Here is a 21,074-nt window from a genome sequence, read left to right as displayed (position 1 = left end):
TTGGTACAGGAAAAGTTAACTTGTCACAATGCCAAAATGTTTCAGTCTCGACACATTTTAATGACTACTCATGGTGCAATTTACAATGACTTGCACAAAAAAAGAGCGCCACTGGGGCGCTCTTTCAATTCCAATTTTAAGGCAACAGGCGGTGTGCACGCCTACTGCAATATTGCGGACTACTGCTCGTTTAAGAAGCTGTCGAAATCTGCCTGGAATGCAGATTTCAGTCGCATACATTGTTTAGATTCATCCTGCATGATTTCAACACCGCGAGCCATCCCCTGATAAGTTTCACTTATTGGCGCGTAGAACGCATTAGCCAAATCTAGGTTTTCAGCTGAGCATGTTGTTGAAACAAACTCTGGCATTCTGCTTACATGATAGTCAGGCATTTTTGCTAACAGCGCATCTTTGTTTTTGTTAAGCCACTCGTATAACAACGTGTGGTCTTCTAAGTTACGCGCTACACGCACTACCATATACATGGTATTTGCAGGTGTAATGTCGTCAGTAAGTGCCAAATCTAGCATTTTAAAAACGGTTTCTTTGTCTTCAAAGTGCATTGAATAAACTAACGTACTTTTTACATTAGGCAGCTGTGCTTTTTTGAACGCCTCAACAATAGCGTTAAACCATGTTGCATGCTCGCTCTCTGGACTATTTCGCGTCGCGATCTCTATAGCAGTTCCGGCTATACCTGAAGGCACGCTGCTAGTATCGGCAAGATACTGCTTTGCTATCTTAATGCTTTGCTCAACAAGTTTCTCATTATTCGCATGTGTACCTAACAGGCCATACAGTTGGTTGCGCAAACGAATAACATCGGCACTATCCTGTTCACCTTGCTCAAGAGTAAGCTCGTTAAGTAACGGCATGTAATTTTGATTTAAAAGCGCGGCGTAAGCAGCTTTATTATTGTCATTCACTAAGTAATCAAATTCTGCCAACACGCCAACAGCAGCGCGAATAACCGCTGGGTCATCGTCTTTTGCTAAGCTATTAAGCACTTTCATGACACTATCAACACCAACTTCATCTGCATTTAGCAGTGCCTGATAGTTATATAACACGTTCTTTTTTTCACGTTTGTTTAGTGCATCTATGTTGTCTAGAAGTGCGTTGAGCTGAGCAGGTTCAATAGACCAACGGAAGTATCCTGTCGCATTGTCATTTGGATAAACCCAGTCCGCTTCAGCCAGTTGCGGTAAAACAGTGGTTTTCTTATCTATGAAAACGACTTCGTTTAAAATTTTACCATTTGATTGGTAAGTCAGTTTTAACGGAATTGCCCAGGTTTTATCTTCTACAGTCGCGCCCGCAAGATGGAAACGGGACTGGGTTAATTTGCCGTCCTTAGAAATATGAATAAGCGGGTAACCCGGCTGTTCCAAGTAGGCTTTCATCATGGCGCTTAAGTTAAAATCTGACACATTGTCTAAAGCACGCCATAAATCGTCTGCTACTGTATTGCCCCATGCATGTGTGTTCATATAGTTCTGAACACCTTCACGAAACTTTTCTGTGCCGATGAGAGACTCAATCATTTGCAGAATTGACTCGCCTTTTGAATAGTTTAAGCCCAGACCATCCATTACGTCAGGCTGGCTTTTCACTACCTTTTTAACAGGCTTAACCGTAGGGCTCGCGTCTGCCGCAAATGCACCTTCCTGTACAATGCGATCGGCGTAGTTAAGTTCAGGATAGAGGGTCTTCATCGTGTGACTGGCAGCCCATGATGCAAATGCTTCGTTTAACCACAAGTCATCCCACCACGCCATAGTTACAAGATTGCCAAACCACTGGTGAGCCAATTCGTGAGCTATGACATTCAGTGGTCGCGAGCGCTCTGTTACGCTTGGGTTATCTTCAAGAAGTAGCAGACTGTCTCGATAGGTAATTAAACCTACATTTTCCATCGCGCCATGAGTAAAGTTTGGAACGGCAACAAAATCCATTTTCTTGTAGGGGTATTTGATACCAAAAAACTCTTCCAAAAAGGCCAGTATTTCCGGTGTGTGTTTGATGACAAATTTAGTTTTGTCGGCATAACCTTTTGGCACGTAAATCTTTCCAGGTACGGAAAGCCCGGTAATTTCAGCGCTATCGAAAGGCCCAACCGTGTAAGCAATTAGATATGTGGGCATCGGCTTAGTTTTCTCAAACTCCACCGTTTTTACTCCGTTTTCCACGGTTACTTTTTCAACGGGTGTATTGCCAACAATTTCCTGGTGTGCGGGCGCGCTAATTGTCATTTGATAAGGGATTTTGAAATTAGGCTCGTCGAAGCTTGGAAACGCTTTACGTGCATGCATATCTTCAAATTGAGTGAAGATATAATTAGTCTCTTCGAAGCGTGACAAATACATACCATCAGATGATGTATTCACTTTTCCTTCAAATGTAACCTCAAGCGTATATTTGCCCGGCGCTATCTCACTTTGTGATTCCCCCCAATTAATATCGTATTCACCAATGGTAACATCTAAGGGAATAGTTGAACTTGAAGAAACCAGACGCGCAGATTTAACAGTGAGATCTTGCTGATAAAAGCCTACCTTCTTCGTCGGGGCTTTAACCGTTATATCAATATTCGTTGTACCAGAATAAGCAGGCTTGTCTGGGTCGATGTTTAGGTGAATGCGTTGAAAAGTAGGGGCGACCGTTGATGGTAATCGATACTCAACATCGGCCATTGTCTTTTTAACAGGTGATACCACTGCGGCTGCAGTTTGTGCTTCTTGCGCTAGTACTGCCGTTGTCGAGAGCGATGTAATTGCTAAAACACTCGCGACCACACCAGCCAGTGTAGATAGTTGTTTCATTATGGTTTATCCATGTTGTGGGAAAATCCCTATATTCATCCACGGGTAAGAATAAATATGAAAAAGGGCCTTAGCAATCTAAAGCCCTTTTGGTACTGGTTCAAATTGTTACTATTCGTGTCAACCGCAAGAATTTAGCATTTCAGCGTAAGTATAAGCACTACTTTGCTGCCACTCGCTCATGTTTTCGGCATGTCGAATCTAACCAGCCAACAGTCGCAAACTGGGTACTCCATACAGTTACTTAAAAATGATATCTGCGCAGCTGCATTTGCATCTGCTTAACTTGTTGGACCAAGGCTTCGCAGTTATCTACAACTTCTTTCGCATAGCTAGTATTGGCATTACCCACCTGTTGAATGCTACTCACTCCTTTGTTTACATCATTCGCCACCGCTGTTTGCCCTTCAGCCATCGTTGCCGCATCTTGGTTTAGTGTAGTAATGCGAGCAACGGCATCCAGCGCTTGTTTCAACGAATCGCCAGCGTGCTTAGTGGTCTCCACAGTTTTGTAAGCAGTGTCTTTATTTTGTTGCATTTTTTCAGAGGCCACACGGCTACCTTGCTGGAGTCGCTCAATCATATTGCGAATTTCTTCTGTAGATGACTGTGTTCTGCTCGCAAGCGAACGTACTTCATCTGCAACAACCGCGAAGCCCCGCCCCTGCTCTCCGGCACGAGCTGCTTCAATTGCAGCATTCAGTGCCAACAAGTTCGTTTGCTCCGCGATATTTCTAATGACTTCCATAACGCCACTTATCTCTTCACTCGCCTGAGCAAGCTCTGTGATAACCTGTACAGACGCATCCACGTCATTAGCTTGTGACTGGATATCTTTGATCGTCTGAGCCAATACATTTACGCTATTTCGTGTGTCTTGGTCTGCCGCATGTGCCGCTTCACTTGAGCTTCGAATGGTTGAAGACACCGTTTGAGCATTTTGTTGCATCAGAGAAATAGCATTATCAATAGACTCGGTTTCTCGACTGAGTCGAGAGACGGTATCTTTAGAGCGCAGTGCTGTCGTATTCAGCGCCTCAGATTTTGCTAGCATGTGTTCAGTGGCTTCATCAACGCTCTGCAATGTTTCCTGCAATTGGCTAAGTAGACCGTTAAATGCTCTTGCCATTGTTCCAAACTCATCGCTTCTTGAGGCTTGAAAACGGAACGTTAAATCACCCTCACCAGAAGATAAGTTATTTACTACACCAATAAATTCTTCTAGTGGTTTACCAACGATATGCTTAACTAAAAACCAAATGGTGATTAAGATACCCACACTGGCCAGTACAATTTTAAGTACAACGACCAATACTGAACTTCTGACCATCGCAGATTTTTCAGACGAAGACGCAGCTAATATAATGTCGTAGCCCCAGGCTGAAAACGGGACAATTTCTACAACCCAGTCATCGTTGGGTTTCAGTGCTTCGGCTACCTGCTCATCATTTACGTGAGCAGAATGCATGCGAATATTTCCTTTCCCATCACGAAGTGCGACAAAACCTTCTTTTAAAACATGGCTTTGCTTGATGGCCTGTTCCAGAACATTGAGGTCGGCTGAATATCCCACATACCAGATACCAACTACTTCACCACTGCTGTTAAACATAGGCTCATACCCAGTAAGGTAAGGACTGCCTAAAATATCGACGGCACCGTAGTACGCTTGCTGTTGATTTATCTTTTTAATGGCTTTGCCGTCAGGCGCCAGTTTAGTACCTATAGCTCGCTCACCATTCTTAATAACATTGGTACTGACTCGAATATAATCATCGCCAGTTTTACTAAACAGCGTGGCAGTACCGCCCATAACGTTTGTCAAACTATCCACTAAATCAAACGTGTTCGCCTGATCAATATTGCCCAATCTAAGTTGCCGAGCCTGCGTATTTTTAACAGTGACAAAGTCGGTTTGATTGGGCTCACCCAACGCCTCCCCTCTTTGCTTAAGCAGCGCCATACTGCTTTTTACCCGCTCAAGCATAATAGAGTCGGTTACAGTGAGTATGTTTACTAACCGATCAGCCGTACTCTTTTTTTGCTCTTCAACAAGGGTTGAAACATTCGACGAGGTGGTAATAACCGTTACAACAGCAACAATTAATGCAAAAAGAACGATAACAGCAGATATAGAAAACAGAAACTTTCTTTGAATGGACATTTATCATCTCAATATTTAGTCGTTCAACACAAAGCCACTCCTTTTAGCATTCAACCTAGCCCATGACATTTACCACACAGTACAACGGCTTAAGGTCTTAAATCCCTCTATAGTAATTTAGGCAAAAATTACATAAGAGCAAATTATCCAAACGTTTATTTTTTTGAAAGTTGACCAATTAACAACCTATTGAGGATGAGCTTTACTTCATCGTTACTTTTCCTCCTACGATTTTAAGAGCAGGAGCGCCTCGAATTAACGCATCCCTAGCGAATTGCTTTTGACAAGACGGGCAAATGCCTTCTTCAAGGGTATAGTCTTCAACTATTCTTTCTTTGAAACATTTTACCAACGCTCCCTTCCCACCCTTGCGATATTTAAAAAGTTGGAATTTGCATTTAGCGCAATAAATTTGCACTGTCCTGACCGGTCCCTTTGCATTCGGTTTTGCCATAGAATTCTTAATGCCTTTTTAAAACTTTAAATTTCGTCTTTTGTCGAAATGCGACAAATTGCAAATCTTGGTTATACTCTAGCGAGGGCGTTTTGCCCCTGATTACATACAACATGCATGCTTATTTCTATGCTAGCGAGTTAAGAATGAAGGTAATATCAATGAAGATAGTTGCAGCCCTATGTTTTTTGCTGTCTGCTCCGATTTATGCCGGTACAGCAGTAATAATCAATGCCAATAACAATTCTGGGATCGACATCGATACCGTAAAAAAAATATATTTAGGGAAAGTAAAAGCGTTTCCCGATGGAAGCCGTGCCATTCCACTTACTTTTGAGCAAGGAAATAATATCAGAGACGCCTTTAACAATAATGTGCTTGGAAAATCTGAATCGCAATATTCCGCGTTTTGGTCAAAACTCGTGTTCACAGGCAGGGGCACTCCCCCCGAAATGATAGCAACTGAAGAAGAGATGTTAAGCCTTGTCGCGACCAACCCTAATACCATAGGCTTTGTGGATGAAAGTAAGGTCGATGGCAGCGTGAAGGTCGTCGGTACATTTTAGGGGCTGTTGATCGTTAAACCAAGAAGGGTTGGCGACGACTGGTTTTATTGCGTCGCCCACCTTGTAAGTTTGACTTCAATCTGGATAAGTAGACAAATAGTTAATGTTGGCAAACGCCATGATTACGTCTTTGGCAAAGTCCACCCTGGGATGTCGTAGCGCTCCCTTTTTCCATACCAAATAAACATCATTTTCAGGCCCAGGTTTGCCTAGCGCGATCAATTCCCCTTTCGCTATTCCTTCTTTACACAGGTAATCAGGTAAGACTGAATAACCAATTCCTGCTTTTATAATACTGCTTATTGCCCGTATATCGGGGCAAACCGCTGCGACAGGCGATTCACACGCAGCGTTAAAGACTTCTGAAAAATAACGCCGGACAAGTGGCAATTGTTCGTCATAGGTTACTACTTTGTGTTGATTGAGCAACTCTGCCGACATTTCCCTCTCCCCTAAGAGTTTTCCTTGCACACGGTTCATTACCAGAATTAGACGTTCCTTATCTAACTTCTGGTATTCATACATCGCGTCAGTAGGCTCAGAAGCAGTAATGGCGAGTTCTGCAGTGTCGTTCTCAAGTAAGTGATAAATGCTATTTTTATTTCCCGTATGGATCACTAAGTTAACTTTGTCTGCCTGAAGCAAGTTAGCAAGCGCTGGGCCTGCTACCAAACTTAGATACTCTGCTGGCCCTGCAAGGTGTAACGTTCCGTGATCGGTTGAAGCGCGACTGCGAATAGACGCCACTTTTTGCTCTAAAGTATCGATGTGAGAAGCAACTTGCAGCGCCAAATCATCTGCAATAGCGGTAGGCTCTACGCCTCGCGCTTTCCTCACGAACAATTCTTTACCGACAATATTCTCCATGGCTTGTATGTGAGAAGTGACTGCAGGTTGAGACATATGAAGGCGAGCAGCAGCGCGCGTGATGTTACCGCTTCTATAAACTTCTACGAAGGTTTTCAACTGTGTTAAATATGACATGCAATTCTGACCCATCAGATTTTTGATGACTACCCACAATTTATCTGACTTCTCCATTCAATCCAACATCTCTAAGATGCACGCATCATCTAATGCGACAGGAGGTACATATGAAACTAGCATCATCAATTTTATCGCTCGCTATTACAGCGGGCTTATCACAGTCAGCCTATGCTGCTGACAATCGAACTGAAAACGCCAGTAAAGGCGAAGTACTTGTGCTTCTTTCAAGTGAAAGTGTTATGCAACTCACAGACGGAAAAACAGAGCCTACTGGTTACTACCTGAACGAGTTTGGTGTACCTGCAAAAGCGCTGGTAGATGCGGGTTACAGGTTAGTGTTGGCAACCCCAAAGGGCAACGCTCCATCAGTCGATAAAAAATCGGTAATACCGCAATACTTTGATGGTGACGAAACACAAATGCGAGAGATTCAAACGTTTGTAGCGTCATTAGACGGCATTAATGACACGCTGTCGTTAAACGAGGTGATTGCGCAAGGGCTTGATGAGTTTGAGGGAGTATTCATTCCAGGAGGCCACGCACCGCTCATCGATTTGGCGAATAACCCACAGGTGGGCGAAATTTTGTCGCACTTCCACAATGAAGGTAAACCCACCGCCGCGATCTGTCATGGTCCAATCGCCTTACTTTCTGGTCAATCCAACCCACAGGCATTTGAATTAGCATTGAAATCAGGTGAGCAGGCCACATCTGAAAATTGGATTTATGAAGGCTACAAAATGACTATTTTCTCTACACCAGAAGAAGCCTATTTTGAGAGCACCTTAGATGATGCAGCTTTATTGTACTACCCCGCAGATGCGATGGCACAAGCGGGTGGCAATATGGAATATAAAGAAATGTGGGCGCCAAATGTGGTAGTAGACCGAGAACTTATTACAGGCCAGAACCCATTTTCTGATGAGCTTTTAGCAGAAAAGCTTTTACAACAGTTGAACTCACAATCTAATTAAAGGACAGGCAACACGATGCTTAATTTTACGTTTAAAAATCAAACCGAAATTTTGTTCGGCAAAGGTCAGCTAAGTGCAGTGTCTTCACGCCTGCCGAACCAAGCTAAAGTCCTCTTCCTTTACGGTGGCGGCTCAATTAAGAAAAACGGGATTTACGACAAAGTAAATACTGCACTGGAAGGCGCTGAAGTTATTGAATTTCAGGGTGTTGAGCCAAATCCTGAATTCGAGACGCTGATGAAAGCGGTGCATGTGGCACGTGAGAATAACGTGAATTTCATCCTTGCTGTAGGCGGCGGAAGTGTTATCGACGGCGCCAAGTTCGTCGCTGCTGCTGTTAATTTCGAAGGTGATCCGTGGGACATTTTAGTGAAAGGCGCGGACTTTAAAAATCCGTTACCCATTGGCGCAGTACTTACACTACCTGCCACTGGCTCTGAAAGTAACGGCAACTCAGTAGTAAACAGAAAAGAAACGTCACAAAAACGTGCGTTTTCATCTGAAACAGTGCAGCCAGTATTTGCCGTGCTTGACCCAGAGTTCACGTATTCACTACCACCACGTCAAGTGTCGAATGGAGTGGTTGATGCCTTTGTACACGTAATTGAGCAGTACCTAACCTACCCTGTAAATGCGCCGCTTCAAGATCGCTTTGCAGAAGGTATTCTACAAACGTTAATCCAGGAAGGCCCTAAAGCGCTAGCAACACCTGAAGATTACGACGTGCGCGCAAACGTCATGTGGTCAGCAACAATGGCGCTTAATGGGTTAATCGGTAAAGGTGTACCACAAGACTGGGGCACCCACATGATTGGGCACGAACTTACTGCGTTACACGGTTTAGATCATGCCGTGACCCTAGCAATTGTTTTGCCTTCATTGATGTTTGTGCAGCGTGACAAAAAGCAGGAGAAAATCTTGCAGTTAGGCGAGCGCGTTTTTGGTATTCAAGAAGATGACAAAGAAAAGGCCATCGATTTGACCATAAAAGCAGTGCAGGACTTTTTCGAGACCATGCAGGTGAAAACTCGCTTGTCAGACTATGATATTGAAAAGTCAGCAATTGATGGGCTTATCAAAAACCTAGAGCGCAATGGTTTAACCGCGCTTGGCGAGCATGGTGACATTGACCTTGCTAAAGCCCGTGAAATATTAACCCTCGCGGCTTAATTTCAGCAGCATATGGCGATAAGTACATGTGCCTTTTAAATAGTTAAGTGCTCAGCGTTTTGCTGGGTACTTGTTATTCTCATTCAAAATAAAGAGCAAACATGACTGCACTATTTGAACAATTTTCATTAAAAGACGTGACGCTTCGCAATCGTATTGCAGTGCCTCCTATGTGCCAATATTCTGCAGAAGATGGATTTACTAATCAGTGGCATGAAGCAAACTACCAATCATTCGCACGCGGCGGCGCAGGGCTTGTAATTGTAGAAGCAACCGCCGTATCTCCAGAAGGACGTATCACTCCTAATTGCTTGGGCATTTGGAAAGATGAGCACGTTGAGGGCTTGAAAAATATTGCTGAACGCATAAAAAGCCAGGGCGCTGTAGCAGGCATTCAGATTGCCCATGCAGGTCGAAAAGCCAGTGCCAATCGCCCGTGGGAAGGCGACGACCACATTCAACCCACTGATGAAAAAGGTTGGCAGCCTATTGGGCCATCGGCACAGGCCTTTGGCGCACATTTGCCTGTTACGCCTACGGAAATGACCAAGGCCGACATTGAGCGTGTTAAGAGCGACTTTGTTAAAGGTGCCCAGCGCGCACTTGAAGCAGGGTTTGAGTGGCTTGAACTTCACTTCGCCCACGGCTATTTAGCACAGAGCTTTTTTTCAAAACACGCCAATAAGCGCACCGACGAATACGGTGGTGATGCACAAGGTCGGGGGAGATTTCTACTAGAAACACTGAGCGCCGTGCGTGCAGTGTGGCCCGAAAATCTTCCGCTTACCGTTCGCTTTGGTGTTATTGAATACGATGGCGATGATGAACAGACGCTAAGCGAGTCTATTGAGCTTATCAAACAGTTCAAAGAAATTGGAGCTGACTTCGTAAGTGTAAGCGTTGGCTTTAATATTCCTGACGCTAATATTCCTTGGGGCCCGGCTTTCCTTGCTCCAATTGCAAAAAGAGTGCGTGATGAAGCCGATATTCCGGTTGCAACCGCTTGGGGGGTAGATACGCCAGAACTTGCCAACGATACGGTTGAAAACCAACAACTAGACGTAGTTATGGTAGGCAGAATGCACCTTACCAACCCACATTGGACTTACTTTGCAGCTAAAAAGCTAGGCGTTGAAAAGCCGTCTTGGGTAATGCCTGCGCCTTACGCTCACTGGTTAGAGCGCTACGCACCCTCAGATGAAAGATAACTAGCCGCCAGAAGACAGCAAAGTTGTTAAGCTTTGCTGTCTTTCTATATCTGCTTGGTGGGCTAAGTCGTTATTTACCTTTCTACAAACTGGCTATAAGCCAGAATATTAGAAACCGTGGTAGGTCACGAATTCAGTATTATCGGCGCGGGTTGAACGAACTTCATTGGCAGGAAACTCCGGGTCGGGGTAGCCTAATGCAATGCAAATCATTATGGCTTCATCATCGGGAATATTGGCGTACTTATGTACCACATCAGACTGCATTATGCCTTGACCATTGATAACACACCCAAGACCAAGATCCCACGCTGCTAGCACAATCCCATACGCTAGCGACCCTAAGCCAAACTGCGTTATTCCGGCAGGCTCCAAAGACTTATCATAGGTTAGGACTAAAGAAACTGGTGCATCGAACTGTCTGAAGCCACGCATCATCCAATCCATTCTTTTCTCTTTATCTTCGCGCGCTATCCCCATTACGTCGAACAACTGAATAGCCACATCAATTTGACGTTGTCGATGAATACCTTCGTAATCCTCTTTATAAGGAAAATCTCGCACATGCGGTTTGCCTTCCAGTGTATTTTTGGTGTTGCCCTCACGAATCTTATCTAGCACATCGCCTGTTACAGCATGAATTTTCCAAGTCTGCGTGTTGTATGACGAGGGCGCCCACTTCGCCGCGTTGATAATGGCGTCTACCGTTTCCTTTGTAACAGGCTGTTTAGTAAACCCGCGCACACTCTTTCTTGATGCTGCAAATTCCGCAAAACTCATACACTTCCTTACAGGCGGTTATTGAACTAGTTAATTTAGAGTAAACATGAGGAAGAGGGTCTTCAATAGGCATGAAACGTAATTCAGATTGTTTGTTTTTATAGTTATGTATATGCAACGACGATCCATAACGACCTATAAAGTAACTTGAGTTTCATGCTTATTCTTTAGTATTAACGCAAGGTTGAACTTTAGATTAAATCTTAGAGAGTTCATTTGCGAGAATGAAGTTTGTGGCTTACGTTTAATGTATCTTAACGTTTATAGCGCTACGTATGTCGTTATTTAAGAAGTCAAAAACAGAACAATCTACCTCTCGCCTAGCTCCATGGAAAATAGCCATTATTGACGATGAAGAAGGCGTGCATGATGTCACTAAACTTACCCTTCGAAAATTCAGTTTTGAGTCACGTGGTGTTGAATTTCTATCTGCACACAGCGGCGCTGAAGGCTTAGCTCTTTTTAAAACCCACCCTGATATTGCCCTGGCTTTTGTTGATGTGGTGATGGAAACCGACGACGCGGGGCTGAATTTAGTTGATGCTATTCGCAACGAACTAAACAACCATACAGCGCGCCTAATCCTGCGTACAGGTCAGCCAGGTCAAGCGCCTGAAGAAGACGTGATCAGGCGTTACGATATTAATGATTACAAGGCGAAAACAGAGTTATCGTCGTTAAAGCTCAAATCCTGTGTGTACACAGCGATCAGATCATATCGCGATATACAAACGATAGAGCAAGGCAAACGCGGTATGGAAGACGTGCTTAAATCGTCGTCGTCCGTATTGGCCAGCCAATCTTTGGCTCAATTCGGCACCGCGGTATTGAAGCAAACACTAACTTTACTAAACCTAAATAATTCTGTGCTGTATTTGACCACGCAACATACCGATTTGTATGGTGACACAACCATGACTGTGCTTGGTGCTAGTGGCGATTTAGTGGGTCTGTGTGAGCCTGGGATTTCTAGTCGAATTCCTGAAACTATCGAAGAAGAAATTAAACAAGTTCTAGAAAGCAAATGCCACTACCAGTCTAACGATCTATTCATCGGCTACTATCCAACGGGTGAAGATAGCCACAATATTTTGTATGTAAAACTTGAGCATCCACTAGACGCCCTGCAACGAAAAACCTTAGAAATGTTTGCGTCTAATGTAGCGGTTATTTTCCAGAACCTAACGCAAAAAGAAGATATTCAAAAAACCCAGAAAGAGCTCATTATGGTGCTGAGCGACGCTATCGAAATGCGCAGCAAAGAAACCGGCGGCCATGTAAGACGGGTAATTCTAATGACTGAATTCCTGTCGGAAAAGCTCCATATGAGCAAGGAATTTATAGAGACAATACGTTATTCTGCGGCACTTCACGATGTAGGGAAAATCAGTATTCCTGAAACGATCTTACACAAGCCAGGTAAGCTTACTCCTGAAGAGTGGGAAATAATGAAGACCCACGCCCAAAAAGGCTACGAGCTCCTTGCGGGCTCAGACCGTATTGTTGCCAAAATGGGCGCCATTATTGCCAAAACCCACCACGAGCGCTGGGATGGACAAGGTTACCCGGAAGGACTAGCCGGTGACGATATTCCTGTTGAAGGTCGCATTATGGCGATTGTCGACGTGGTAGACGCCCTACTCTCTAAGCGTTGTTATAAGCCTGCCTGGAGCCCAGAAGAAGTAAAAGCCTACCTTCACGAAAATGCGGGTAAACAGTTTGACCCGTTAATCACCCATATCATGATAGAGCACTTCGACAAAATCCTTGAAATTCGTGCCACAGAACCGGACGAAGATGAATGAAAGAGACGTTAGAGTTAATTTTACTACGTGTTAGCCAAAGCGCAGATATTGATAAAGGTGAATTGGACGTAGCTTCCAGACTTATTATCAACTCTGTATGTGAAGGCTTGGAAATTACTCGTGCTGGTATCTGGCTGTATGATGAAAAGCAAACGTTGGTTCAATGCACATTGCTTATCGACAAGGGTAACGACCTTGACCATGAAAGCTTAGTACTTACGCGCAAAGACTTTCCTCACTATTTCGAGGCGTTAGACTCAGAACGCACCATCGCCGCTCACGACGCTTTAACCGATGTAGCAACCTTTGAATTTGCTGAAGTATATTTAACACCATTGGGCATCAGTTCCATGCTGGACGTCCCTATTCGCCACCGTGGAAAAATGATTGGAATAATTTGCTGTGAACATCAAGGCGAAGCCCGAGAATGGCATGCCGATGAAGTGGTGTTTGCCGCTTCATTAGCCGACCTCTATGGGCGAGCAGTGAGTGCCAACGAGCGTGCAGATTACGAACAAAAACTCATTGAAGCCAATCAAACCCTTGAGCAAAAGGTGAAAGACCGTACGGCTGAGCTCGAAGCTGCCCAAGAAAAACTTGTTGAGTCAGAAAAAATGGCGGCGTTAGGTAACCTAGTGGCTGGAATAGCACATGAGGTTAACACGCCGCTTGGCATTGCATTAACTTCGGTGAGTAACTGTAAGGAAGAGTTGAGCAATATTTATCGCGACTTCGAAAATGAAGAGCTAACCGAGCAAGGCTTTAAAGACTTTGAAGCCATATGCTCTGAGGGATTAAATTTAGCCGAAACAAGCCTCATGCGAGCAGCAAATCTGGTTCAGGATTTTAAACGGACTTCCGCAGATCAAACGTCGCTGGAAATCGAAGAAATTGCACTGGACGAATACATTCCTCGTGTCTGTAACCCTTTAAAACCTATGCTTCGCAAAGAACAAATAGAGCTGAGCATAGATGTAACACCCAATTTGGTTATTACCACATGCCCTGGAATCATCGCCCAATTGCTGACCAATCTAATCTCTAACGCACAGCGCCATGCCTTTGGGCCATCCGTAAATAACGACGTAAATAGAGTATCAGTGAGCTGTAGTAGAACAGATAAAGGCATTGTTATCAGCGTTCAAGATAACGGTAAAGGCATTCCTGAAAACTTACACAAAAAGGTGTTCGAGCCTTTTTACACTACAGCCCGAGACAAGGGAGGCACAGGGCTAGGTTTGAATATTTTATACAATTTGGTTAGGCAAAAATTTAAAGGTGAAATTGGGCTCAAATCTTCTCCAGGTGAAGGGACAACAGTGACGGTCTGCATTCCAGTTGAAAGCTAACGCTCTACTTCTTTTCCTTCTTCACTACCTACCCCAGCGTTATCAATTCCTTGCGTAGAGTGCGGCATTATTAAAATGTCGCACTCACGACAGACCTAAATCCAAAGGCTGGGCAAGCTAAATACAAAAGAATAACAAGGCGTGTAGAAATGCAACTTTCACAATGGCGAAGTTCCGGCCACTTTTTAACCGTCGACGGTCAGCAAGTTTTTTACAAGGCAGAAGGTACTGGACCAGTACTATTACTCATTCACGGATACCCCACTGCAAGTTTTGATTGGGCTAGAATGTGGCCAGCGCTTACAAATCTGTTTCACTGCGTGACGCTCGATATGCCGGGGTTTGGTTTTAGCGATAAGGCCCCAAAAAAATACTTAATTAAAGAGCAAGCCGCCACGATAAGTGAAGTAATAAGGCATTTAGGCATTACAAGTGCCCATGTGCTATCTCACGATTACGGTGATACGGTTGCCCAAGAAATGATGGCGCAGCAACTGGAAAACAATCTTGCCTTTCGCATCGAATCGCTGCACTTACTTAACGGTGGCCTTTTTCCTGAGACACATCGTGCACTACTCATTCAAAAGCTGCTGCTCTCTCCAATTGGTGGCCTACTTATTCGCTTTTTAAACAAGAATGCAATTCGAAAAAGCATGCACAATATATTTGGCCCAAACACACCACCTTCAGATCAAGACATCGATGATTTTTGGACACTTATCAGTACAAATAATGGTCACAAATACATGCACTTGCTTTTGGACTATATGAAGCAGCGTAAACAATATCGAGAGCGCTGGGTAAGTGCTCTGCAAAATGCCAATGTCCCTCTTCGACTAACCGCAGGCATGGCTGACCCAATCTCTGGCGCGCATATGGTGGCGCGGTACAAAGAACTTATTTCCAACACAGACGTGATTGAGCTCAATAAAATCGGGCACTATCCGCAAATTGAATGTGCTGAAGCCGTGGTGAACTCAATAACAAATTTTTGCGTGGCTACGCTAACTAAACGTAAAACTTTATCTTGATGCAGTCCGCGACAAAGGTAATATAAAGCTATATCGACTTAACTCTAGATTCGCAACTAACGTTTATGGACGATTCAGCCAACAACGAAATTATTCCTGCTGCTAGCTTTAAGCAGATTGATATTGGTTTCGTGACCCCTGCCACTTCCATAAAACGGTTTGTACAATGTATATGGGTTATTGATAACGTAGAAGGTTCGGCTACTACGCTAAACGAAAAGTTTTATCCCGATGCTGGGGCAAGTTTGACTTTCTACATCTCTCAAACAAATTGTGAAGCCAAATTATTTTACCATACGCAAGTCTGCGCCATGCCGTGGGAACTTGCCTGTAGGCAAATTAGCATAAGGTTTAGACCTGGCGCGTTGAAATGTTTATTTGGTCTAACATTCGACGACAGTAAAAACCAACAAATCGACATCGCATTGGCTATGGTAAAGCAGCGTGACTCCTATCAACGACTGCAAGCCTATCTTATTGGAAAAACTATTAGCCGGCAGTGCTTAGCAATACAGCGTTGGCTGATTGAGCTAGCAGAAAATAGTGATGGTGCATTTCAGAAATGGGAGCGCATGCTTTATCAGTCGATGAGCTTACTGGTACCTCCGCAACGTCTTGCAGATCAATTTGGCGTGAGCAGAAGAACGCTTGAACGCCAATTCCGCGCAAATTTTGGCTTCTCACCTAATAAGCTGTATCAATTTGCACAGATACGCCAAGCACGAGCGCTGCTTGCCACAGATACTGTGGAGCTCAGCCACGTTGCCCTAGCCTGCGGTTACTTCGACCAAGCGCACTTTACGCATTCGTTTAGCACTTTTGCACTAGAAACGCCCCTTCAGTATAGAAAACGAAAGTTGTCGCAAATTTACAATTAAGCAAGACACCTAGCCCTTATAGTTCTCCTTAATTTAAAGGAGATCACTATGAATAAACGCATTACACAATCTGAACTGTACTCTGAATATCCCCATATTCTTGAACACCTCACTGGCTTAGCGAAGCCTTTACACGGAAGCACACTCAGCCATAAACTCATACATCTGGTAACCCTTCGCGCGTCACAAATCAATCAATGTGGCTTTTGCCAGCATATGCACGCTGAAGAAGCGCGAGAAGCTGGAGAAAATCAGGAGAGACTTGATGTTTTGTCTGCATGGAGGGAGCTGCATTGCTTTACCCCTGAAGAACGAGCGGCGCTTGAATGGACCGAAGCGCTAACGCTCATTCACACTTCCACGATTACTGACGAAATGTACAGCAGATTAGAAGGTGTGATTGGGAAGCAAGGCTTGATAGAACTCACTTCTATCATACTTCAAATTAACAGTTGGAATCGCATCTCGGTGAGCCTTCAGTTTCAACCTCCAATAAGATACTGAGGAAAACGTAAAAATGACTATCGTGGAACGAGTACAAAAAAATAAGTTAAGCGTAGCGGCTTGTTTATGCTTTTTTTGGGGAAGTACGCTATTTTTGCCAGCCTTCAGCTTGTATGCAACAGTTGGAGTATGGTTATTTATGGCAGGTTCGTTATTAATGCTTTTCGATACCTTGAGCTTTAAAACCAACTAGTCCTTGCGCTAAGAATATTTAAGAGTCTATATACAACTATGCACTCTTTTATTAAGCGAAATTTACTGCTGTATAAGGGTACGGAAAGGGTACGCAGAAAAACAAACCAAATATCAAAAGTAACGTAAGTTGGCTCTTCATCATTAACGGGGGACATCCGCATTCATTAAACTGATTTTGCGAAGAATCATTTAATGGAGAGTACAGATGTCCCACGCAGGTACTATTTTAGGCATAAGTGAGTTAGAAATAGAACGTGTTCATCGACATGATTTTATTGAAGTGTGGGCAAAGCCCACTAAAAAGCCGCAATGCATGCATTGTGAGAGTCGACATTTACGCATAAAAGCGACACATAAGCGTACCGTGAAGCACACGNTTGGCTCTTCATCATTAACGGGGGACATCCGCATTCATTAAACTGATTTTGCGAAGAATCATTTAATGGAGAGTACAGATGTCCCACGCAGGTACTATTTTAGGCATAAGTGAGTTAGAAATAGAACGTGTTCATCGACATGATTTTATTGAAGTGTGGGCAAAGCCCACTAAAAAGCCGCAATGCATGCATTGTGAGAGTCGACATTTACGCATAAAAGCGACACATAAGCGTACCGTGAAGCACACGCGCCAAGGTAATCAGGTGCTAACGCTACATTTAAAGGTGCCTAAGTATCATTGTCGATGCTGTGGGCGTTATTTCAGGCATCCTTTTGTTGGAATTCGGCCACGCTATCGGGCGTCCGAGTGCTTTCGCTTGGAAGTCTTTGAGGCGCATCACGGTGGTGTGACGCAGCGTGGTATCTCACGCACACATCGCATTAGTCCGACTACGGTAGAGCGATGGTACCAATCTCACATCAGTCAAAAATATAAAGAGATTATCAGCCGTCCCTGCCCTGAGATGCTAGGCATAGACGAACACTTTTTCACGCGCAAAAAGGGTTACGCCACTACGTTAGTGGATTTACGTAACCGCAGCGTCTTTGATGTGNGAGTGCTTTCGCTTGGAAGTCTTTGAGGCGCATCACGGTGGTGTGACGCAGCGTGGTATCTCACGCACACATCGCATTAGTCCGACTACGGTAGAGCGATGGTACCAATCTCACATCAGTCAAAAATATAAAGAGATTATCAGCCGTCCCTGCCCTGAGATGCTAGGCATAGACGAACACTTTTTCACGCGCAAAAAGGGTTACGCCACTACGTTAGTGGATTTACGTAACCGCAGCGTCTTTGATGTGAAGTTGGGCCGTTCTGAGTTGAGCTTACGTAGCTATCTACGTCACTTACCTGGCAAAGAAAACGTGCGGCTCATCGCTATGGATTTGTCCGAAACGTATCGCAGCATTGCCAAGAAGTACTTCCCTAACGCGACAATCGTCGCTGACCGCTTTCATGTCGTGCGATTGATAAACCATCATTTTTTGAAAGCATGGCAAATACAGCACCCAGAGGGGCGAAAAAACCGAGGTTTACTCAGTTTAATGCGACGGCACCAATGGCGATTAAACAAAGATAACCGCGCTAACTTAGACCGTTACTTGGCGAACTACCCCGTCCTACGCGCATTGTATATAACGAAACAGAAGCTTATTCGTTTCGTGCTGATGAAAACAATGAATCAAAATCGGATGGAAAAAAAGCTACCTCAATTCTTAGAGTTACTCGCACAGCTGCATCAGAGCCCACTCAACGCCTTAGGGAAGACCTTGGCATCCTGGCTACAACCGATAGTGGCAATGTGGCGCTTTACACGCAACAACGGCATCACCGAAGGCTTCCACAACAAAATGGAAATGATATCGAGAAGAGCGTATGGTTTTAGAAACTTTGAGAATTACAGACTAAGAGTGATGACCCATTGTGGATGGGATGGTGTTATCAATCGTGTAAGGTGAATGCTGATCCCCCGTTTATGGGGTAGAGCCTTCAAAAGCGTATTTTGCTTTATCTATTTCTTATTAATCAACAGAACGCACACTTTTACCAACGCTGAAGCGTCCAATTAAGCGCTATTACAGCAATTATTGACGACGCAATTGGCATAATGGCTTTTGAATATAACTTTACGTTTCTAAGTAGAATTAATAAGGGTAGTAGCAGAGCAACTATAGCAAGTTGTCCCAACTCAACCCCTAAATTAAAGGCGAGTACATTCATTACCAAGCTGCCCGACTGGGCATTAAGGTCGCCAAACACGCTCGCGAACCCCATCCCATGAAGCAGACCGAACCCAAAGGTGATAAACCCTAAACGCATAATGATAGGGTACACATTGTTAAGTGCGGTTATAACCACTGAAATAGCAATACCTAGTTCAACAATTCGGCTATCTAGCGTTACAAAATCTAACGCCGTAGCTGTTAACGTAATGGAGTGTGCCAACGTAAACGTGCTTACTAAAATAACCGTACTCTTTAAAATATGCTGTTTGCTTTGTTCTTTCACCCAGCTTTTATTCTCTCTGTAAAGGTTTACAGTAAGCAGGGTAGCTATCAAGAACAGTATATGGTCTAAACCGATGAAGATGTGCCAAATTCCCTGATAAACCATCTCACTAAACTGAGAACGCCAGTTGCTGCTTTTAGCTGATACGGTAATAAACGAACGTTCATTGTCCAAGACGTATACATTTGTGTGATCGTCTAAAGTTATCGTTGCGAGTAGTTTGTGGGTTGGAAAGTCTATAGCTAAGCCAGTGTATTGTACCGACACTTCGTTCAAATTCGCGCAATTTACCGATAACGGATATACCAGCAAAGACTCTGCAGATATATTCTTAAAGGAGGGGGGAGCAACAGAAACAGAGCATCGTGTTTCGCTACCCCGAATCACTAAGTGGTTTTGGATATAATATTTCGCCATATTATGGTTTCTGTTAACTTCACCCCAGGTCAATTTACCGTCGTTATTACTATCCAGTCCTGCTGCTTGCCCTATGTCTTTGGGCTTTAGCAAAAGCTCTCCTGAAAGTAATTCGCTCGAATCGTTTTTAAGCGTTAAGTAGCCGTTGCTCAATTCGTGTGAATGTGTGGAAACGCTGAAGGCGGCGAAAATGAAAAACGCGATAAATCTAATCATGGTTAATTCACTAAAGTAATTGAAAGCATTAAGCATTGGGTGATACATCATTCGCTCGGCGAGCACGCTCTAAGAGATTTTTGTCATCCAATGACTGCGCGTACCGCCAATTAATTTCTGCAAATTTAAGCGCCAGTGGATAATCAGGAGCTATCTCTAAAAAGTAAGTGGCAACTTGTGCGGCGTGAGAGCTGTCTTCGCGCCATACTCGAATTTCCATGTTCTTAGCAAGTTGAGTTTGTACTTCGGAGCGCACAATACCTTGAGCTCGCTCGGCAACGGCCCATTTAAGAAGTAAGCCATCGTCGGCTGTCGATATATCGGGTACGTTGGCGGTAAATCCAGAGCTAACCGCTTTATAGTTTTTCAACATAAAATGAGCGTCTGCCCAAACTAACATCGCGCTTATGGGCAGCTTTTCGAATGCTGTTTGAGATAGATGATCGAGCGCGGCTTCAGCGTTGCCGAGTTGAAGCGACATATCTGCTAGTACTTCATAGAACCACTGGCGTTCGGCAGGCCTTGCTTTACTAGTGTAGGTTTCAAAAGCGCTAAGTTTTTTTAGGAATTTTACATCTCTATTTTGTGAAAAATCTGCATTTACCATGCACGTGAAAGCAATTAAAAAGCTTGTTTGCCCTACCAGCTTTTCGCAGTTTTCTTTTGCTTTTTTTGCGTTACCCTGCTGAATATTTATATCTGCCAACAGTAATTGTGCAGCTGGGGAGCGTAAGTGCGCTATTTGTTTAAGATGTTGCTTGGCTTGTTCAAACTGATGAATGCCTTGTAGTAGTCGAGCCTCTAGAATAACTAAACGCTCTTTTTGGCCAGCATTCAACGAATCGAGTTTTTGTCGCATTATGTTAGTGAATCTTACAATACGCTCGCGCTCATCGCCTTTTGCTTGAAGGTATCTACTTGAAGACAAAATTTCTTCCGCTTCATTGAAACTTGCTATAGAAAGCTGTTGGGGCTGCCAAGTTGCGATGACGGTATCAAAGTTAAGCGTTTCGGGCTGGGCATAAACCGAACAGGTTGCTATGGCCGAAAAAACGCTCGCTACAGCGAATTTAAGACTCCAGCACTTTATAATCTTCATCAG

General features: G+C 44.0%; 17 protein-coding genes and 2 pseudogenes. 12 read left to right on the top strand and 7 right to left on the bottom strand.

Features of this window, described 5'->3' with window-relative positions:
- Positions 1-179 precede the first annotated feature (179 nt).
- The 3 genes from BGK61_RS06635 to BGK61_RS19720 all read right to left on the bottom strand — a co-directional run bounded on the left by BGK61_RS06635 (position 180) and on the right by BGK61_RS19720 (position 5,443).
- The gene (locus BGK61_RS06635) at positions 180-2,825 is read right to left on the bottom strand and encodes a M1 family metallopeptidase (protein ID WP_076011766.1); all 2,646 of its coding nucleotides are present in this window, start codon (positions 2,823-2,825) and stop codon (positions 180-182) included.
- Positions 2,826-3,069: 244 nt separating this feature from the next.
- Positions 3,070-4,989: a methyl-accepting chemotaxis protein gene (locus tag BGK61_RS06630; protein ID WP_076011765.1), complete on the bottom strand. Its 1,920-nt coding sequence runs from the start codon at positions 4,987-4,989 to the stop codon at positions 3,070-3,072.
- 202 nt (positions 4,990-5,191) lie between these two features.
- Positions 5,192-5,443, bottom strand: a complete 252-nt coding sequence (locus BGK61_RS19720; protein WP_014998756.1) for a hypothetical protein — start codon at positions 5,441-5,443, stop codon at positions 5,192-5,194.
- A 161-nt stretch (positions 5,444-5,604) separates the two neighbouring features.
- Here BGK61_RS19720 and BGK61_RS06620 point away from each other — a divergent pair, with 161 nt between their 5' ends.
- Positions 5,605-6,009, top strand: coding sequence for a type 2 periplasmic-binding domain-containing protein (locus BGK61_RS06620; protein WP_014998757.1), 405 nt, complete (start codon positions 5,605-5,607; stop codon positions 6,007-6,009).
- Positions 6,010-6,084: 75 nt separating this feature from the next.
- Here BGK61_RS06620 and BGK61_RS06615 read toward each other — a convergent pair whose 3' ends face one another.
- Positions 6,085-6,993, bottom strand: coding sequence for a LysR family transcriptional regulator (locus tag BGK61_RS06615; protein ID WP_076011780.1), 909 nt, complete (start codon positions 6,991-6,993; stop codon positions 6,085-6,087).
- A 110-nt stretch (positions 6,994-7,103) separates the two neighbouring features.
- Between BGK61_RS06615 and BGK61_RS06610 the strand changes: the two genes are divergently transcribed.
- The 3 genes from BGK61_RS06610 to BGK61_RS06600 all read left to right on the top strand — a co-directional run bounded on the left by BGK61_RS06610 (position 7,104) and on the right by BGK61_RS06600 (position 10,348).
- Positions 7,104-7,970, top strand: a complete 867-nt coding sequence (locus BGK61_RS06610) for a type 1 glutamine amidotransferase domain-containing protein (RefSeq protein WP_083648685.1) — start codon at positions 7,104-7,106, stop codon at positions 7,968-7,970.
- Between the two features lie 15 nt (positions 7,971-7,985).
- Complete coding sequence (locus BGK61_RS06605) at positions 7,986-9,140, top strand: iron-containing alcohol dehydrogenase (protein WP_076011763.1); 1,155 nt, start codon at positions 7,986-7,988, stop codon at positions 9,138-9,140.
- Positions 9,141-9,241: 101 nt separating this feature from the next.
- Positions 9,242-10,348, top strand: coding sequence for an NADH:flavin oxidoreductase/NADH oxidase (locus tag BGK61_RS06600; RefSeq protein WP_076026035.1), 1,107 nt, complete (start codon positions 9,242-9,244; stop codon positions 10,346-10,348).
- Positions 10,349-10,456: 108 nt separating this feature from the next.
- Here BGK61_RS06600 and BGK61_RS06595 read toward each other — a convergent pair whose 3' ends face one another.
- Positions 10,457-11,128, bottom strand: coding sequence for a nitroreductase (locus tag BGK61_RS06595; protein ID WP_076010859.1), 672 nt, complete (start codon positions 11,126-11,128; stop codon positions 10,457-10,459).
- Between the two features lie 275 nt (positions 11,129-11,403).
- On the opposite strand from BGK61_RS06595, the gene BGK61_RS06590 reads away from it, so the two are divergent.
- The 8 genes and pseudogenes from BGK61_RS06590 to BGK61_RS06555 form a co-directional block, all read left to right on the top strand.
- A complete protein-coding gene (locus BGK61_RS06590) occupies positions 11,404-12,933 on the top strand; it encodes a DUF3369 domain-containing protein (protein ID WP_076010860.1) in 1,530 nt (509 codons plus the stop codon).
- The gene (locus BGK61_RS06585; RefSeq protein ID WP_076010861.1) at positions 12,930-14,282 is read left to right on the top strand and encodes a sensor histidine kinase; all 1,353 of its coding nucleotides are present in this window, start codon (positions 12,930-12,932) and stop codon (positions 14,280-14,282) included. Before BGK61_RS06590 ends, BGK61_RS06585 begins: the two co-directional genes overlap by 4 nt.
- Positions 14,283-14,431: 149 nt before the next feature.
- Positions 14,432-15,313, top strand: a complete 882-nt coding sequence (locus BGK61_RS06580; protein WP_076010862.1) for an alpha/beta fold hydrolase — start codon at positions 14,432-14,434, stop codon at positions 15,311-15,313.
- 65 nt (positions 15,314-15,378) lie between these two features.
- Positions 15,379-16,191 carry a helix-turn-helix domain-containing protein gene (locus BGK61_RS06575; protein ID WP_076010863.1) on the top strand — a complete coding sequence of 271 codons (813 nt, stop codon included), beginning with the start codon at positions 15,379-15,381 and terminating at the stop codon, positions 16,189-16,191.
- A 48-nt stretch (positions 16,192-16,239) separates the two neighbouring features.
- Positions 16,240-16,695, top strand: a complete 456-nt coding sequence (locus tag BGK61_RS06570; protein ID WP_076010864.1) for a carboxymuconolactone decarboxylase family protein — start codon at positions 16,240-16,242, stop codon at positions 16,693-16,695.
- Between the two features lie 13 nt (positions 16,696-16,708).
- A complete protein-coding gene (locus BGK61_RS06565) occupies positions 16,709-16,888 on the top strand; it encodes a YrhK family protein (RefSeq protein WP_076010865.1) in 180 nt (59 codons plus the stop codon).
- A 457-nt stretch (positions 16,889-17,345) separates the two neighbouring features.
- Positions 17,346-17,870 (top strand): annotated as a pseudogene (locus BGK61_RS06560) (transposase); the annotation flags it as partial.
- Between the two features lie 13 nt (positions 17,871-17,883).
- Positions 17,884-18,789 (top strand): annotated as a pseudogene (locus BGK61_RS06555) (ISL3 family transposase); the annotation flags it as partial.
- Between the two features lie 85 nt (positions 18,790-18,874).
- Here the strand turns inward: BGK61_RS06555 and BGK61_RS06550 are convergent.
- Together BGK61_RS06550 and BGK61_RS06545 are read right to left on the bottom strand one after the other, a co-directional pair.
- The gene (locus tag BGK61_RS06550; RefSeq protein ID WP_076012662.1) at positions 18,875-20,008 is read right to left on the bottom strand and encodes a HupE/UreJ family protein; all 1,134 of its coding nucleotides are present in this window, start codon (positions 20,006-20,008) and stop codon (positions 18,875-18,877) included.
- On the bottom strand, positions 20,001-21,071 hold the full coding sequence (locus BGK61_RS06545) for a tetratricopeptide repeat protein (RefSeq protein ID WP_076012661.1): 1,071 nt from the start codon (positions 21,069-21,071) through the stop codon (positions 20,001-20,003). Before BGK61_RS06545 ends, BGK61_RS06550 begins: the two co-directional genes overlap by 8 nt.
- Positions 21,072-21,074: the final 3 nt, after the last annotated feature.

The organism is Alteromonas abrolhosensis (assembly GCF_001953635.1).
GTDB lineage: Bacteria > Pseudomonadota > Gammaproteobacteria > Enterobacterales > Alteromonadaceae > Alteromonas > Alteromonas abrolhosensis.
This window is presented reverse-complemented; position numbering and strand designations above follow the sequence as displayed.